Consider the following 17,614-nt stretch of genomic DNA (forward strand, 5'->3'; position numbering starts at 1 on the left):
ACAACCATGGCTGCATCTGTCGTCAATTCCGGAAATGCGCATGCTGCTGCGAAAAAGAAGAAAAAATGGCAGTCTTATGCGCTGTTTTTCATTTTGCCGTCCTTTATTTTGTATACGCTGTTCGTGATCGTTCCGACAATCGGCAGCGTCTACTACAGCTTCACGTCATGGGACGGCATCAGCGCCGACGTGCGCTTTATTGGGCTTGCCAATTTCGTGGAAATTTGGAACAGTCCGCGCGTTCATAACGCGCTGCAAAACACGTTGATTTTAACGCTTGGCCTTGTCGTTCTCGAGAACTTGTTTGCCATCTTGCTTGCCATGCTGGTCGATAAAGTACGGTGGCTGAGCAATTTATTTCGCAGCATCTTTTATTTCCCTACACTGCTTAGCGGCATCGTCATGGGGTTCGTTTGGGCGATGATGCTGAATTACAACTTCGGCGTCGTCAATCAACTGCTGGCCAAGCTCGGCCTTGGGGCCGTTGCGGTCGACTGGCTCGGCGATCCGCGCTTCGCCATGCTGGCGATTCTTTTATCCACGGTTTGGAAAGGCGCCGGTTATTATATGATCATTTATTTGGCCGGATTACAGGGCATACCGCAGGAATTGAACGAAGCCGCCAGCATCGACGGCGCGAACGGCTGGCAGCAGTTCCGGCATATTACGTTTCCGCTGCTGGCCGGATCGGTGACCGTATGCATGGTCTTGTCGATGATCAGCGCGCTGAAAATTTTCGATCAGATCGCGGTCATGACGGACGGCGGCCCCGGTTTTGAAACCGAAACGTTAACCTATCTGATCTATAAGGTCGGGTTCGGCGAGCTGCGCCAAGGGTTTGGGACGGCGCTGGCGATGGTGTTGTTTTTCATTATCTTGATCATCACCGTGTTTCAGGTGAAAATCCTCCAAAAAAGGGAGGTCGAAATGTAATGTCGCTGCGAACACGTAAACTTGCGATAGATCTCTTGATTTTATTGGTGACGGTCATCTTGGCGGTAATTTTCTTCTTCCCGATCTTCTTTAATATCATGTCCGCCTTTAAGAGCAATGCGGAAATCATGAGGGACGCGGTCGCTCTTCCGACATCGCTTTATTTGGAAAGCTTTAAATACCTGCTGACCGAAACGAACTACCCGCAGGCGATTGCAAACAGTTTGATTTTGACGGCCTTGTCGATCGTGTTCCAGGTGCTGTTCATCCCGATGGCCGGATACGCCATTCAGCGCCGGAACGCCGGATGGACGAGACTTGTCTTCCTGTATTTCCTCGCCGGAATGATGATTCCGTTCCAGGCCTACATGATCCCCCTGTTCAAGGAGCTGAAGATGCTGGGGCTTTACGGCAGCCTGGCGGGACCGATCATGATTTACATCGCCGGTTCGGTCGGCTTCGGCAGCTTGCTGTATTCCAGCTTCGTCAAGGGGATTCCGGCGGAAATCGAGGAAGCGGCGGAAATCGACGGCTGCTCCAAGGTGCGGATTTTCTGGAACATCGTGTTCCCGCTGCTCGGCCCGGTGACGGCCAGCATGGTCGTCCTGAACGGCCTGGGCATCTGGAACGACTTCCTGCTGCCGATGCTCGTCCTGCCGTCCGGCGAACCGAAGACGATGGTCGTGGAAATTTACCGCTACATCGGCGAGTTCTCCTCCCGTTGGGACATGATTTTCGCCGGGACGACGATGTCGGTCGTACCCGTGCTGATCGCCTTTATTTTCCTGCAAAAGTACTTCGTCAAGGGGATCGCGGCGGGAGCGACGAAAGGATAAGAGCGTGGACGGCAACAGCCTGCCGAGGGCGCGGCAGGTTCCTTCAATAGATAAAATCATGATGAAAGGCAGGAACCTCCCTTGTTAAACGATACAGACCAGCAATGGCTGAATGACGTCATCGCCAAAGTGACGGTGAAGATGGACGCGGTCAGCGAGCGTTCACGGAACAAAATTCCTTATACGACCGTAAACGGCGTCCATGACGACCGGGCGACGGAGAATCCGTCGGGGGACGTTACGGACGGCATCAACTGGTGGACGAACGGCTTCTGGGCCGGCATGTTATGGTTAATGCACTATGAAACCGGTGACGAAAAATACAAAGAAATCGCGCAACTCTCCGAAGCGAAGCTGGACCGGTGCTTCGAGGAATTTTACGGCCTGCATCATGACGTTGGTTTCATGTGGCTGCCGACCAGCGTCGCGAATTACCGGGTGACGGGGAATCCGGAATCCCGCAAGCGGGCGCTGCATGCTGCAAATCTGCTAGCCGGTCGGTTCAATTTGGCGGGAGGCTTCATTCGTGCCTGGAACGACCTGAAGGATGGGGATACGCGGGGTTGGGCGATCATCGACTGCATGCTCAACATCCCTCTGCTGTACTGGGCTACGGAAGAAACGGGCGACCCGCGATTCAAGCAAATCGCGATAAAGCATGCGGACACGGCCATGTCGGCGTTTGTCCGTCCCGACGGCTCCGTCAACCACATCGTCGAATTCGATCCTGTTAACGGCGGCGTGGTTCGCACGCACGGCGGGCAGGGCTACGGCGAAGGCTCCTCCTGGACGCGCGGACAGACCTGGGCGTTATACGGGTTTATGATGAGCTATATTCATACCGGGAAAGACGAGTATTTGCAGACGGCCAAGCGGGTAGCGCATTATTTTATGGCGAACATTCCGAAGGACGGGATCATCCCGGTCGATTTCCGGCAGCCGGAGGAGCCGAAACTGGCGGACGATACGGCCGCGGCCATCGCGGCCTGCGGGCTGATCGAGATCGCCAAAGCCGTAGGCGGACACGAAAGCCGATCTTATACGGCGGCGGCGGTGAAAATGTTGAGGACGCTGGATGAATCCAGAATTGATTGGTCGACGGATACCGATCATTTCCTGCTTTACGGTACGGGGGCCTATCATTCCAAGGTGCATCACCACCCGATTATTTATGGTGATTATTATTTTATCGAAGCCCTGTTCAAGCTGAAGGGCAACGATCTATATTTGTGGTAGTAGAAGGAGATTCCGGTGATGAACTCGATCAAAAATCCGATCTTAAGAGGCTTTAATCCCGATCCGTCCATCATTCGGGCGGGCGACGACTATTATATCGCCACTTCCACATTTGAATGGTTTCCCGGCGTCCAAATTCATCATTCCAGGGATTTGGTTCATTGGAAGCTCATTACCCGCCCGCTGAACCGGGTATCCCAACTGGACCTTAGGGGGATTGGGTCGTCGCAAGGAGTTTGGGCCCCGTGTTTGACTTACCATGAGGGCGTTTATTATTTGCTTTACACCGTCGTCAATTCCTTTTATGTCAAAATGTACGACACGCCCAATTATTTGGTGACGGCGACGGATATTCGCGGGGAATGGTCGGAGCCGGTTTTTCTGCACAGCTACGGGTTTGATCCGTCCCTGTTCCATGACGACGACGGACGCAAATATGTCGTCAGCATGGTTACGGATCATCGGGTAACGAAACGGTACAAAGGGCATCTGGTCATTCAGGAATATTCCGAGCGGGAACGGCGTTTGGTCGGCGAACCCGTGACCATATATGCCAGCCGCGATACTTATTTGGAAGGCCCGCATATTTACAAGCGAAACGGTTATTACTATTTGTTTGCGGCGGATACGGGGACGGGGGAAGGACACGGGCAGTCGATGCTCAGATCGAAGGATCTGTTTGGCCCTTACGAGGCCTATCCGGGCAACTCGTTAATGACGTCGAGGAAGCATCCCGATCTCCTGCTGCAAAAAGCGGGGCACGGCGATCTGGTCGAAACGCAAAACGGCGAGTGGTATATGGTTCATCTTTGCGGACGGGCGCTGGAAAACCGGACCGAGAAAGGCGACCGAAAGTATACGTTGGGCCGGGAAACGGCGATCCAAAAGGTGGAATGGACCGAAGACGGCTGGCTTCGCCTGGCGAACGGCACCGTACTGCCGGATGCGGAGGTGGAAGCGCCCGATCTTCCGCCGCATCCCTTCTCGAACCGGCCGGTACGGGACGATTTTGACGGCGCTACGTTGGACATCCACTTCCAGTCGCTGCGCGTGCCGCTCGACGATACGTTCTATTCGCTGACGGCGCGGAAAGGTTACCTTCGGCTTTACGGAAGGGAAGGACTCGGCTCGAAGTACAGGCAAAGCCTTGTCGCCAGACGGTGGCAGGAGTTTAAATTTACGGCCAGCACCTGCCTCGAATTCGAACCGACGAGCTTCAAGCAATTGGCCGGTTTGATTTGCCTTTACGACACGCATAATTACTACTACTTGCACGTGACCTACGATGAAGACCTGGGCCGCTGCATCAGCATCCTGTCCGCCGTCAACAATGTGTACGCGGCTCCTGCCGGATCCGTTCCATTGCCGGCGGAAGCGGAGCGGATTTGGCTGCGCGCCGAGGTGGATTACGACAAGCTTCAGTTTTCATATTCCACGGAAGGGGGAGGGGCGTACCGAACCTTCGGTCCGGTTCTGGACGCCAGCACGTTATCCGACGAAGCCTGCGACGAGGGCTGGTTTACGGGCGCCTTCGTCGGCCTGTGCTGCCAGGACCTGACCGGCTTCCGCAAGCCTGCGGATTTCGATTACTTTGAATACCTGGAACACGCAACAACAGCTCGCAAGTTACTATAACGTAACTGCGAGCTGTTGTTGAACCCAGGGCGGCTCATAAACTTTTCCGATTGCCTTGAGGGTTTATAGGATCGTATCCAGTTGATTCAGGATGACAAGGCCTCCATTTTCGTTGTCTACAGCCTACATCCTTGCGTCATAAGCAGATAATCCCTTGCATCTGCTCTATGGTCTGCCGCAGGTTCAAGCGACATGCATGATTTACTCTTAAACGGTCTCGCGAACCTTCCCGGATACTGGTGCGGGAGCCGTTTCCCGATATTGCCCCGGCGTCAATCCCTCCACCTTGCGGAAGGAACGGATAAAGTTCTGCGAGTTGTTGTACCCGAGCTTGGCGGCGATCTCTTTGACGGGCATCTCCGTGTCGCGCAGCCACTGCTTCGCCATCTTGAACCGGTACATTGTCAGGTATTCGCTGAACGAATATCCCGTTTCCTTCCGGAAAATGCTGCTGATATAATTCGCATTGTAATGAAGGCGGGCGGCGCAGGCTTCCAGGGTCAACTCGGCGTCGTATTCGTGCTGGATCAAATCGATGATTTTCTCCGAGATATTCTGATACTGGGCGTTCTGCCGGTTATTGAAAATGCGGATCATCGGGTGAATGACCGTCGTCCAGAACCAATCTTCAATTTCGGCTCTGGTGTGCAGACTCAGCATTTCTTCAAACAACGAGCCGCCGGCGGGCTGGATTTGATGCAAGGCGATCCCCGCTTCCTGCATCATCACCAGCAAATTGTTCAGCAGGCGGGTCAGCGGAAGCTGATATTCTTGCGGCGAGAGCTCCTGTCCGAACAAGGAGTCGAACAGCCGGCCGGTGAGTTCCTTGGCTTTCTCCGTCTCCGCCAGCTTGATTGCGTCCAGCAGCTCGCTTTCTTTATGCGTCGGGTAGTTCACATTGAGCACATGCTTGCCGGAGTTGATGTTCTCGTATTGAATAATGACCCCGGTGCCCAGCTTGATCCGGTATTTCAGCGCCTCGATCCCTTCGCGGTAAGCGATGGACAGCTTGGGGATGGACTGGAAGGGCAGGCTTAAGCCGATGCTGGCCTGCAGCTTCAGACACTGATGAATTTCAAGCTGCAGCTTTTCGGTCCAAGCATATACGGCTTGGCGAAAAGAATCGGGCTCCCCGTCCGGACTTCCGATCAACGTCACGATCGTCTGGTCCATGACGACCGGAGCGAACCGGCTTTGGGGATTGAGCAGCTCTTCGATGATATTTTGCGCGGCGAACAGAAGCAGGTTGAGGTCCTTCTTGACGTAAGCGGAATCCTCCGAGAAATCGAGGGCCAAGGTGAAGACCGCCATCGTTTGCCAGGTTTCGATTTGCTCGCTGTAGCCGTATTGCTCCAGCTTCTCGAGCAATTGGCGTTTGGTGTAGCGACCCTGGAACGCTTCGATCAAGGAGAAGGTTCGCACCTGCCGAATATGCTGGCGGACCTCCGTTTCGAGCTGCGATTTGGATTGGAACAGGCGGTGGTACTCTTCGCCGATCAGTTCGAATTCGTCGGCATGCCCCCTGCGGACATCGGTTTTCCGCCGGCCGATCAGATGCAGAAGGCGTTCGATCGGCGAGTACATCCGCCGCGAACCAAACCAGGCCAATCCGATCGACAGGATCAGCATCAGCAGGCAGACATAAAACGTGTAAAGCCCGATTTTCCCTGCCTCCCGGGTAAGACTGCCCATGGAGGTCATGGAGAGATACACCCATCCGTTCAGTTGGGAACGAAAATAAGTGACGGCATATTCCTTCTTGCCGATGTACGTCTGAAATTGCCCGGCGGGCTGCGTCTCGTCCGCGATGAGGGACGTTTCTTCCCATCCGGTTTCCTCCAACTGCCGGCCGATGAGCGTCGGATCGGGGTGCATCAGAATTTGCCGGCTTTCGTTAACGACGATCACGTTGTCCGGCGACTCGCTGTCGATCGCCACCACGTCCTGCAGGCTGCAGGCGGGAATATTGGCCAGCGCCAGTCCGTATTTGTGCAAACCGGCGACAGGCAGCTTCTTGATCAGGCTGATGCTGTAATTGCACGGTGCCGAATCGGCGTTTTCCTCGCTGTAAAACCAGGAGGACGGGGTTAAGATCCAGGAGGTATCGTCGGGCGTGTCCATCAGCCGTTCGAGCCCCTCGCGATCCTTATATTCGCTCATCCGGTACAAACCCGAGTTCTTCACCATCCAGTTCTGCTCCAGGTTGATCAATACGACATCCTCCAGCTTCGTATCGAAGGACTGCATGTTTCGGATTTCGTTGCGCAGGTCGTTATACAATTTGAAATCGCTTTCATTCAACGGGTTTTGAAGAGCTTTTTTCAGTACGGTCGAATTGACCACTTGGTTTAAGGTTTGGTTGACAGTCGTCAACTTACGTTCTACATTTGAGTTAATTTGAGAAATCAGCTCAATTTTGCTTCGATTGACATTTTTTTGGATTTCCCGAGTCGAAGTCAGATAGGAGTAACTACCGATGAACAGAACGGGCAGCGTACTCACGACGATCGTAAAAATCATCAGTTTGCTTAAGAAACTTAAGGGTTTCACCAATATCAGCACCTGACCTTATCGATGAGAAGTTCGATGAGAAGTCGTTCTTTTCAAGTGTAAGACGTCTGTAAAATAATAGCAATAATCATCTTGTGAGGCAATAATCATTTTGTATCATCTTCGATTTGGGGGGCTTAGACCAATGTTCAGAACCAAAAGCGGTACCCGCAATTTATCCGCGCTTGTCCTTCTCCTGATCGTCATTTCCTTGCTGTGCGGCTGCATGAGCCGGGAAACGAAACTCAAGGCCGCCGGCGAGGACCTGCCGTATTTATCGATTTTGGCGCCGCTTCATTTTCCGCAGCCGCCGTCCAAGGAGCTTATGGCGAAGATTGAGGAGCTGACCGGCGTTCGGTTGGATCTTAGGTGGGTGCCGGAGGGAGTATACACCGATAAAATGATGACCGGGCTAACCACGAATTCCCTAGCTAAGGTCAGCTTCGTGAAGTTTTCCGATTACCACCTGGTCAAGAACGCGATTCGCTCGGACGTTTTCTGGGAAATCGGGCCTTATTTAGCCGAGTTTTCGAATCTGAGCAAGCTGGACGCGGAAATCTTGGATCAGGCTGCCGTTGACGGAAAGATTTACGGCTTGTATACCGAGCGTCCTTCTTCGCGTCAGGGAATGATTTTGCGTCAGGATTGGCTGGACCGTCTCGGCTTGGAGAAGCCGCAGACGCTGGACGAGCTTTATGAAGTGCTGCGGCAGTTTACCTATGGCGATCCGGACGGCAACGGCAAACCGGACACGCTTGGCGTCGTGGATCGGAACGATCTGGTGTACGGCATTTTTAAGACGTTAAGTTCGTATTTCGGAACGCCGAACAATTGGAAGATCGAGGACGGCCGGGTCATTCCGGAATTTATGACGGACGAATACATGAATACGATGAATTATGTGAAGCGGCTGTACGACGAGAAGCTGATCAACCCGGACTTTCCGCTCACAAGCAAAGAGGTGCAGCGAGACCGGTTCATTCGCGGCGAGGCGGGCGTATTGATCGGAAGCATGACCGATGTGCAACGCCTCTCCATTGAAGCTCGGGCGATCAACCCGGCCGCCGAATTCACCCTCGTTAACCGCATCAAAGGCCCGTACGGATACAAGGTATGGTCGATTCCAAACTTTAACGGCCTGTATTTGTTTTCCAAGAAGATGATTCCGACGGAGCAGGAGCTGAAGGACGCGCTTGGCTTCTTCGACCGGACGATGGATAAAGATGTCGCCAATTTAATGATGTACGGCTTGGAGGGAAGACACTATAAGACGGAAAACGGGAAGGTCATTCTGCCGGAGGAAACTTCGCAGCTGCGGGTCAATGAGGTGAATCCTCTATATTCGCTGATGATTGCCGATATCGGCAACCCCAATCTGATGGAAGTCGCGCAAAAAGAGCATCTGACCCAAATCGCCGAACAGCTTAGTCAAGACAACGAAGCCTTCCTGGTTGACGATCCGACGGTTGGTCTCAGTTCGCCGACCTATGACGAGAAGAGCGCGGAGCTGTCGACGATCATCGGCGATGCCACATACAATTACATCCTGGGGTTCATCGACGTCGAGGGCTTTCAGCAGGAGATTGAACGGTGGAAACGAAGCGGGGGCCAGGCCGTGATCCGCGAATTCGAGGCCGCGTTATCACACCCATAATCATTTGATCAGGTTCAACGCGTCACACTGCCGTTATGAGGAAATGATTGTTTCCGTTATGCCGCGATGACGGTACCTTGGAAGGGTAAGCTATCCTAACCATGGGAGGTCCAAAGGTATGAAAAAAAAGTCATTCATCCTCATCCTGACCGCACTGTTATCGCTTAGCGTTGTACTGGCCGGTTGTGGAAGCGCTAACAACAAGGGGGACGTCAGCCCGGCGGCGACTGATCCTGCCGCGTCCACCGCGGACAATGGCGGGAACGCACCCGCAGAGTCGGAGAAACCGACGGAAATCACGGTCATGCTGCCGCTAAATACGTCGGAGACGCCGCCGGACACGATCAAGACCGAGCTGGAGAAGCTGACGAACACGAAGCTGACCTATCAGTTTTTCCCGGCGGACACGTATGAAGAGAAGCTGAACACCGCGTTTGCCACAAGCTCGCTGCCCCAAGTCACTTACCTCAAAAACCAGACCACGTTCATTCAGATGAAGGAAGCGATCAAGGACGGGCAGTTTTGGGAGATCGGTCCTTATTTGAGCGAGTTCCCGAACCTAAATAAGTTGAAGCCGGAAATTCTAGGCAACACGAAGGTGGACGGCAAGCTGTACTCCCTCTATATCGGCAGGCCGTTGGCGCGCCAGGGCATCATTTACCGCAAGGATTGGGCGGACAAGTTAGGACTATCCGCACCGGCCAATGTGGACGAATTGTTTGAAATGGCCAAGGCGTTTACGGAGAAAGATCCGGACGGCAACGGCCAGAAGGATACGACGGGGATCGCCGACCGGAACGAGCTGGTCTACGGCGCGTTCAAGACGGTTTCGGCCTGGTTCGGCACGCCGAACAACTGGGGCGAGAAGGACGGCCAGCTTCTGCCGGAATTCATGTTCCCGCAATATATCGATACGATGGATTTCTTCAAGAAGCTGCGGGATAACGGTTATATGAACCAAGATTTTGCGGCGACAAGCAAAACCGATGCCGTCAATATGTTCACGAGCGGGAAAGCCGGACTCTATATCGGCGGGTCCATGCAGGATATCGATTCGCTCCATAAAGATCTGATCAAGAACGTGCCGGACGCCGTGGTCGATACGCACAGCATGGTTGCCGGTCCGGACGGGAAATTCGCCCAATGGATGATTCCGGGGTACAACAATATCGTCCTGTTCCCGAAATCGGCGGTCAAGGATGAAGCGGAGCTTAAGAAGATTCTCGCGTTCTTTGACAAGATGATGACGCCGGAAGTGGCCAATTTGATGTATTGGGGCATTGAGGGCACGCACTATACCGTTGTGGAAGGCAAAGCCAAGGTCGCGGACGACAAGGAATTGATCGAACGCGAAGTGAAGCCGTTCAAAGACAGCGTCATCGGCGAACCCGAAACGAACGGCATGTACGAAAGCTACAACACGCTGCCGGGTCGAATCCATGCCGAAGAATTAATCAAGGAAAACGTCAAGGTGGGCGTTCCCGATCCGACCGCGGCCCTGGATTCGCAAACCTATACGGACAAGGGCGTGGAGCTGCAGCAGCTGATTACGGATGCCACTTATCAATACATCTACGGCCAAATCGACAAGGCCGGCTTCGAGAAGGCGGTCGAGCAGTGGAAGAGCCGGGGCGGCTCGAAGATTATCGAGGAATATAACGCGGCGAGATAAGAGAGGAAGATACGTATGCAAGAAGCAACCGCTCCGTCCTCCGTCAAGCCGACGATTCCGCCCGGAAGACGCACGAAGACGGGACACCTCCGCAAGCGGCTGTGGAGAAATAAATGGCTGTACGTCATGCTGCTGCCGGGCGTGCTGTATTTTATCATCTTCAAATATTTGCCGATGTACGGGCTGATCATATCCTTTCAGGATTACAAGCCGTATAACGGAATCACGGGCAGCGACTGGGTCGGATTGGAGCATTTCAGACGGCTGTTTGCCGAGCCGGATTTTATGGTCATTTTGAAAAACACGGTCATTTTGTTTGCGCTGAACCTGTTTATCTATTTTCCGGTGCCGATCATTCTGGCGCTGATGTTGAACGAACTGAGGGGGAATTTCTTCAAAAGGCTGTTCCAGACGTTCGTCTATTTGCCGCACTTTATGTCCTGGGTCATCATCGTGTCGATTACTTACGTCATGGTGACGATGGACGGCGGGATCATCAACGAGCTGCTGGTGTATTTCGGGTTCGAGAAAATCAATTTTCTGTTGAATCCCGATTGGTTCCGGCCGATGTATATCCTTCAGGTCATCTGGCGGGAGGCCGGCTGGGGGACGATTATTTACCTGGCGGGCATGGCGGCCATCGATCCGGGATTGTACGAAGCGGCGCGGATGGATGGAGCCGGGCGGATGCGCCAGATCTGGCATATTACGCTTCCGTCGATCCGGGGCGTGATTATTACGCTGTTTATTTTGAAAATCGGGCATGTGTTGGATCTGGGCTTCGAGCACGTCTATCTGCTGCTGAACTCCATGAACCGGCAGGTCGCGGAGATCATCGACACGTATGTATACACCGCGGGGCTGCGGCAGGGGCAATACAGCTACAGCACGGCGATTGGCTTCTTCAAGTCCGTCATTGGCCTGATCCTGGTGATGCTCGTGAATAAGCTATCCAAGAAAATCGGGGAGGAGGGCGTTTACTGATGGTGGAGGACCGATCTGTCAGCGGTAGGATTTACGCTGCCATTAATTTTACGCTGCTGGCCATCATAGCGCTGATTACGGTGCTGCCTTTCGTGCATGTCGTGGCCGGTTCGTTTACGACGAACGCCGAGCTGGCCGCCAATAAATTCGTGCTGATTCCTAAGGTATGGAGTCTGGAAGCCTACAGATTCATTTTCTCGACGAATACGATCTTTAAGGCGATGGGCGTCTCGGTCGGCGTGACGCTGATCGGCACGCTGTTCAGCATGCTGCTGACGGCGCTGATGGCTTACGGGCTGGCCCGCAAAGACCTCGATGGCCGGAGAACGATCAATTTTCTGGTCGTCTTCACGATGTTGTTTAACGGGGGGCTGATTCCGACTTTTCTGGTTGTCAAGGAGCTGGGAATGATCGATACGTACGCCTCCCTGATCATTCCTTCTTCGATCAGTGCGTTTAATATGATCATTCTTAAGAACTTCTTTCAGAACATTCCGGAGGGGCTGGAGGAATCCGCACGAATCGATGGCTGCAACGATTTCGGCATCCTGTTCAAAATCGTGCTGCCGCTGTCGATGCCCGCGATCGCTACGATCTCGCTGTTCTATGCGGTAACGTACTGGAACACGTATATGTCGGCCATTTTGTATCTCAACGACAGCGCGAAGTGGCCGATCCAGGTGCTGCTGCGGCAAATCGTCGTGCTGGCGAGCGGGCTGGACCACGGCACCGAGCTGGACGGGACCGTGCCGCCGCCGGATCAGACGATCAAGATGGCGGTCATCGTGGTCGCTACCCTGCCGATCTTGCTCGTTTATCCGTATCTCCAGAAGCATTTTGCCAAAGGGGCTTTGCTGGGGTCGATGAAGGGTTGAACCCGGCTACGCTTACGGTCAACGGCCATCCAATTTGAATCGGAAGGAGCTTGGGAATGACGATGCAATATCCGGATAGACCGATCGAATGGGCGAGGAGGGCGTGCGATTCGCTGATGGATATCTACGCTCGCGCGGGAAGCTTGCCTCCCGCCCATCGTTGGCATTATCATCAAGGCGTTTTCCTCTGCGGCATGGAGCAGCTGTGGGAAGCCGTTCGGGAAGAGAAGTACATCAAGTACATCCAACAATACGTCGATGATCTGGTCGATGAGCAGGGCAATTTGGTCTTCGCCCGCGATGAGCTGGATGCCGTACAGGCCGGTTTGCTTCTGTTCACGTTATATGAGCGGACCGGGGCGGCCAAATACCGCGTTGCGGCGGGCAAGCTGAGAAACCTGCTGCTGACGCTGAACCGTACGTCCGAGGGCGGGTATTGGCACAAAGATAAGTATCCGTATCAAATGTGGCTGGACGGGTTGTATATGGCGGGCGTGTTTTCGCTGAAATATGCCAATGCGTTCGGAGAACCGGAGCTTCGGGCAGAGGTGCTGCGTCAGGAGAAGCTGATGCGCAAATACATGCGCGATGCAAATACCGGCTTGCTGTACCATGCCTGGGACGAAAGCCGGCGGATGCCTTGGGCCGATCCAGAGACCGGCTGTTCTCCGGAATTTTGGAGCCGCTCGCTCGGCTGGTACGGATTGGCGTTGTCTCAATTTCTGGATTTGCTGCCGGCGGAGGAGCCTGGGAGAGAGGAACTGACAGGCGCTTTGTCGAGTTTCGTAGATGCGCTGATCCGTTATCAGGACAAGGAGAGCGGGCTCTGGTACCAGGTCGTCGACAAAGGCGATCGGCCCGACAACTGGCTGGAAACGTCGGGCTCCTGCCTGTTTGTATTTACGTTGGCCAAGGCGGTGCAGTGCGGCATCGCCGGCAAGGCGGCAAGGCAGGCCGCGATCCGGGGATATGAAGGACTGACCCGGGTCGCGGAGTGGGACGAGCAAGGTCGGCTGGTCGTCCCGGATATCTGTATCGGCACGTCTGCCGGCGATTACGATCATTACGCCGCGCGCCCTAAAGTGAACAACGATCTGCACGGTGTCGGCGCGTTCGTGATGGCCTGCACGCAAATGGAAAATTTCCTCAGCAGAACGGAGAATCAAGCCGATGTGCATGTATAATATCGTCGATTACGGCGCGATTCGGGATAGCGGGGTGCCGGCAACCGCCGCCATCGCCGCCGCGATCGCGGCGGCAAGCGAAGCCGGGGGAGGCACAGTGGTCGTGCCGGCCGGGACGTTCGTGACGGGCGCGATCTTCCTGAAGAGCCATATCGAGCTTAGGCTGAGTCCCGGAGCGGTGTTGTCCTTCAGCACCAACCCGGACGATTATCCGATAGTGATATCCCGCTGGGAAGGGGTTCAACGAGAGGTTCATGCTTCCTGTATTTACGGGGAGGAGCTCGAAAATGTATCCGTTACGGGGAGCGGTTGCCTGAACGGGAACGGGCAGCCCTGGTGGGAGAAGCATCGAAACCGTCCGGAGGAGCTGCACTATCCGCGCCCGAAGCTGATTAGTTTCGACCGCTGCCGGAGGGTGACGATCCAGGATCTAAGGCTGGCCGACTCTCCCGGTTGGACGGTGAATCCGATTCGCTGCCGCGATGTGACAATCGACAACGTATCGATCCTGAATCCGGCGGATTCGCCGAATACGGATGGGATCAACCCGGAATCGTGCTTGAATGTCCGGATCAGCAACTGCCATATCGATGTCGGGGACGATTGCATCGCCATCAAGGCCGGTACGGAGGAGACGGCGGAGCGGGTTCCCTGCGAGAACATTACGATTACGAACTGCACGATGATCCATGGCCATGGCGGCGTCGTCATCGGCAGCGAGATGAGCGGGAATGTCCGGAACGTGACGATCTCGAATTGCGTCTTTCAACAAACGGACCGCGGGATTCGGCTCAAATCCCGGCGGGGCCGCGGGGGGATCGTCGAAAATGTCCGCATCAGCAACATCGTGATGGAAAACGTGATTTGTCCGTTTATCATGAATCTCTATTACTTCTGCGGTCCGCGCGGCAAGGAGAAATACGTATGGGATAAACGTCCTTATCCCGTCACGGAGGAAACCCCGCATTTCCGCCGCATTCATTTCTCCAACATCACGGCGCGCGAGGTTCATGCCTCCGCCGGTTTTCTGTACGGATTGGCGGAACGGTACATTTCGGAAGTCACCTTCGATCATATCGAGATCTCCATGGCGAAGGAGGCGATTCCCGGCCGCCCGGCCATGATGGCCGGAATCCGGGATATGGCGCGGCGCGGCTTCTATTTGGGGAATGTGCGGGACGTGCGGTTCAGCCAGGTGACGATCGAAAACCACGAAGGGCCGGCCTTCTACATCGAAAACGGGGAGGACGTCGAGCTGACGGCTTGCCGGTCCAAGCATACCGCCAAGCCGGAGAAATTGGTAGAACAGGTGACGCTTTCATCCTTTGAACCAGGCTTCAACGGGGAGCCAACGGAATAACCCGGGCGGCCGTCAGAAAAAGTCGGACAACACCCGTCTGATTTGGCTCGGACCAGCGATTTCCGGGCCGAAACAGGCTTTGATTTGTCGGCTGTTCGTCCAGGGTTCCAAGTCGCAAGCGTCTTGCACGCCCCGGATCGTCCATGAGCGAACCTTTTCGAAGGAGATGCCCGTATTGTAAGCGTGGATATGATTAATCCAAATCGGTTCCTTGAGATGGATAAATTCGTGAGGAACCTTTAAGGCGTCGCGCCAGGTGAGCTTGGGCTCCTGGCCCTTCAAATATTTCCCGACGTCATGGATCGTTACGCCGTAGCTCGGCAGCCAAAAAAAGAACTTGCCGAGCCGGTTCTGCACGGAGTCGTAGACATAGCCATATTGGGGCACCAGCGCAAGCGTCTCTTTTTTCGGCGTCCATGTCCGCAGTTTTCGGATGAACTCCTTATGGTACATATCGTCGCTGGAGAGGTAGACGCGGTAGAAGCGGTGATAACCGGCGATGTCTTTCGCGACATGGGCATGATAGGCCTTCGGGGCAACAAAGCGAATGTTATTCGGCAGCGGCGCGTAACGGCCCAGGGCCTCCCGGATCGTTCGTTCGGACGCCGGATCGTACAGCACGTAACAGGAGAAATCCTGAGAGGTTTGCAGCTGCAAACTTTTTCGCGTGTACGTCATGAACAGGGCCAGCCTGTTTTCGATCCACGTTTGGGTTAAACGGTCCGGCGTTCCGCCCCAATCGTTAAAGTGAATCTCGATCATCAGTTTTACACGATTTCGTAAGTCTTCCGGCATAATGGATCAACCTCCTCTATTCCATGCGGCGTTGCGATTCAAGCTTCTCTAGCAGTTTATGCTAGCCTGTTGTTTCGGCATGGACGTTTTGGTAGACGAAGGGGAATTCCGCATTTGAAGAGGCTTGCCTTGAATGGCCGCGATTTTCGGGTCAAGGTCGCAAATATCGGACGGCTCAGTTTCGAAACCAATAGTTGCGACAAAACCGAAACAGCGGGAGGAGACTAACGATGCACGATAAAACGGATCGATCGCGGGTGAAAGGATTTTTGCGCGCGGATGGAACAAGAATCGCGAACGATGTCGGGGAGGAAATTCTGCTTGCGGGGGTTGACTCTTTTCGCGGCGCATGATATTTTATATCTTGTCGCTGCGAAAAAAAGCTTATAACTTTTCGCGGATACCCGATGCTAAGCGGTCGTGGCGGAATTGGCAGACGCGCACGGTTCAGGTCCGTGTGGGCTAACCCCCCGTGGAGGTTCGAGTCCTCTCGACCGCATTATAGATTTAAGCCAGTAAATCCGCACCTTTCAAGGGCTTTCACTGTAAAAAGTGGAAGCCCTTTTTTCATGGGTTTTTTCAGAGAACCAGCTAATTTCAAGGGCGTGTTTTTATGTCTGGTTGACAGCCAATGAGATCGGCACCTAATTCATTATTAATAAAACATAAACAATTCGCAATCATTTCAAAAACAACTGAACGGTAAAATACGATCACCAACGGCCGCGGGCAGTAAACCTATCGACTTGATAAAAATTATGAGAGGAGACAATTATGAAAAAGAATAGGATGAAATTATTGAAGGTGAGTGTGGCGGTTCTGGCCATCTGGGTAGTGGCTGTAGGTTGTGGAGCCAATACGGACTCGAGCCCTGCCGGGAATGCAGTAAGTTCTAACGCAGTTGAGCCTTCGATTGATATTTCTGATTCCTACGATAACACGGAAGAACTTGCGGCTGTTTTCCCAGTCATCAATCCCACCCCCATCGACACGGAAATGGAAAAGAACATTCAGAATCGGCTGCTGAACGGTTTTGAAAACTGGAACAGAGGCTATGATGCTTGGGAAGCATGGGGCGACATTCTGTACACCGAGGATTCCCTTTATAACGTTCACGGCGTGAAACTCACCTTGAAGGAATATCAGTCTTCCATGAAAGCGACGCTGGCGTCCAATGATATTCAGATGGGTAACTTCAATAATATGATCATCTGTGACGACTGGACTGCAATTCGATATGACATTACAACGATCAACCGACAGACTCAAAAATCTTCGGACGGAAGCGTGATGGAGTTTGTCCACTTCAAGGACTATGGAGATGAGCTGGGCACTCGAGTGGTGGAAGGCTGGGCCGGAACAAAGGGCGCAGATTTTGAAGGTTTGACAAGTTTCCAGACCGACGAGGCGAAAGCGGAACAGCAGGCCGCATTGGATGCCATCGTCAACGCGACGATCCCTGATACAACGGATCTTGAAGCCAAGTATCCTGTTACCTATCCCACGCCGATCGATACCGATATGGCCAAGAAGATTCAGAACGCTATATTGAACGATTTTGAAAACTGGAATCAGGGTTTCGATGCTTGGGCGGCATGGGCAGATACCTATTACGACAGCAATCTGCAGTATCATACGAATGACGACACCTTGACCCTAGCGGAATATAAGGCTTCCGTAAAGAACACCGCCGATTCGACCGAAGTAAAGCGTATTTGCTTTGATAATATGCTAATTAGCGGAGACTGGGCGGCCATTCATTATAGAATCACCAATCAGGACACAACGACCGGCGAGAAGAATGCCGGTGACGTAATGCAGTTCCTGCACTTCGCGGAGGATGGCGACAGCGTGAAAGTGATTGAGTGCTGGACGAAATAAGTCCATGGCTGATCCGTTC

The 17,614-nt window shown here is 53.7% G+C and carries 14 protein-coding genes and 1 tRNA gene; 13 read left to right on the forward strand and 2 right to left on the reverse strand.

The window, feature by feature from the left end; all coding sequences use genetic code 11:
* Positions 1–6 precede the first annotated feature (6 nt).
* From ACZF99_RS08840 to ACZF99_RS08855, 4 genes are all read left to right on the forward strand, one after another.
* Positions 7–933, forward strand: coding sequence for a carbohydrate ABC transporter permease (locus ACZF99_RS08840; RefSeq protein WP_483610920.1), 927 nt, complete (start codon positions 7–9; stop codon positions 931–933).
* Complete coding sequence (locus tag ACZF99_RS08845) at positions 933–1,769, forward strand: carbohydrate ABC transporter permease (protein WP_483610922.1); 837 nt, start codon at positions 933–935, stop codon at positions 1,767–1,769. The genes ACZF99_RS08840 and ACZF99_RS08845 overlap by 1 nt, the downstream gene beginning before the upstream one ends.
* 81 nt (positions 1,770–1,850) lie before the next feature.
* Entirely contained in the window at positions 1,851–3,005 is a 1,155-nt protein-coding gene (locus ACZF99_RS08850) for a glycoside hydrolase family 88 protein (protein ID WP_483610924.1), read from the forward strand.
* A gap of 18 nt (positions 3,006–3,023) precedes the next feature.
* Positions 3,024–4,640 carry a glycoside hydrolase family 43 protein gene (locus ACZF99_RS08855; RefSeq protein WP_483610926.1) on the forward strand — a complete coding sequence of 539 codons (1,617 nt, stop codon included), beginning with the start codon at positions 3,024–3,026 and terminating at the stop codon, positions 4,638–4,640.
* Positions 4,641–4,847: 207 nt separating this feature from the next.
* Here the strand turns inward: ACZF99_RS08855 and ACZF99_RS08860 are convergent, their stop codons facing one another.
* Positions 4,848–7,160 carry a helix-turn-helix domain-containing protein gene (locus tag ACZF99_RS08860; RefSeq protein ID WP_483610928.1) on the reverse strand — a complete coding sequence of 771 codons (2,313 nt, stop codon included), beginning with the start codon at positions 7,158–7,160 and terminating at the stop codon, positions 4,848–4,850.
* Positions 7,161–7,335: 175 nt separating this feature from the next.
* Between ACZF99_RS08860 and ACZF99_RS08865 the strand changes: the two genes are divergently transcribed.
* From ACZF99_RS08865 to ACZF99_RS08890, 6 genes are all read left to right on the forward strand, one after another.
* A complete protein-coding gene (locus ACZF99_RS08865; RefSeq protein ID WP_483610930.1) occupies positions 7,336–8,844 on the forward strand; it encodes an extracellular solute-binding protein in 1,509 nt (502 codons plus the stop codon).
* A gap of 118 nt (positions 8,845–8,962) precedes the next feature.
* Complete coding sequence (locus tag ACZF99_RS08870) at positions 8,963–10,516, forward strand: extracellular solute-binding protein (protein ID WP_483610932.1); 1,554 nt, start codon at positions 8,963–8,965, stop codon at positions 10,514–10,516.
* Positions 10,517–10,531: 15 nt separating this feature from the next.
* On the forward strand, positions 10,532–11,500 hold the full coding sequence (locus ACZF99_RS08875; RefSeq protein WP_483610934.1) for an ABC transporter permease: 969 nt from the start codon (positions 10,532–10,534) through the stop codon (positions 11,498–11,500).
* Entirely contained in the window at positions 11,500–12,375 is an 876-nt protein-coding gene (locus ACZF99_RS08880) for a carbohydrate ABC transporter permease (protein ID WP_483610936.1), read from the forward strand. Before ACZF99_RS08875 ends, ACZF99_RS08880 begins: the two co-directional genes overlap by 1 nt.
* A 56-nt stretch (positions 12,376–12,431) precedes the next feature.
* Positions 12,432–13,559, forward strand: coding sequence for a glycoside hydrolase family 88/105 protein (locus tag ACZF99_RS08885; protein ID WP_483610938.1), 1,128 nt, complete (start codon positions 12,432–12,434; stop codon positions 13,557–13,559).
* Entirely contained in the window at positions 13,546–14,919 is a 1,374-nt protein-coding gene (locus tag ACZF99_RS08890) for a glycoside hydrolase family 28 protein (protein WP_483610940.1), read from the forward strand. Before ACZF99_RS08885 ends, ACZF99_RS08890 begins: the two co-directional genes overlap by 14 nt.
* A gap of 12 nt (positions 14,920–14,931) precedes the next feature.
* Here ACZF99_RS08890 and ACZF99_RS08895 read toward each other — a convergent pair whose 3' ends face one another.
* Positions 14,932–15,714 (reverse strand): glycosyltransferase, encoded by a 783-nt coding sequence (locus ACZF99_RS08895; protein WP_483610942.1) that lies wholly within the window; start codon positions 15,712–15,714, stop codon positions 14,932–14,934.
* Between the two features lie 230 nt (positions 15,715–15,944).
* Between ACZF99_RS08895 and ACZF99_RS08900 the strand changes: the two genes are divergently transcribed.
* The 3 genes from ACZF99_RS08900 (at position 15,945) to ACZF99_RS08910 (ending at position 17,595) form a co-directional block, all read left to right on the forward strand.
* Complete coding sequence (locus tag ACZF99_RS08900) at positions 15,945–16,067, forward strand: hypothetical protein (protein ID WP_483610944.1); 123 nt, start codon at positions 15,945–15,947, stop codon at positions 16,065–16,067.
* A 61-nt stretch (positions 16,068–16,128) separates the two neighbouring features.
* Positions 16,129–16,213 (forward strand) — tRNA-Leu (locus ACZF99_RS08905).
* 290 nt (positions 16,214–16,503) lie between these two features.
* A complete protein-coding gene (locus ACZF99_RS08910; RefSeq protein WP_483610946.1) occupies positions 16,504–17,595 on the forward strand; it encodes a nuclear transport factor 2 family protein in 1,092 nt (363 codons plus the stop codon).
* Positions 17,596–17,614: the final 19 nt, after the last annotated feature.

It is taken from the genome of Paenibacillus sp. JL3B1040 (genome assembly GCF_057063165.1).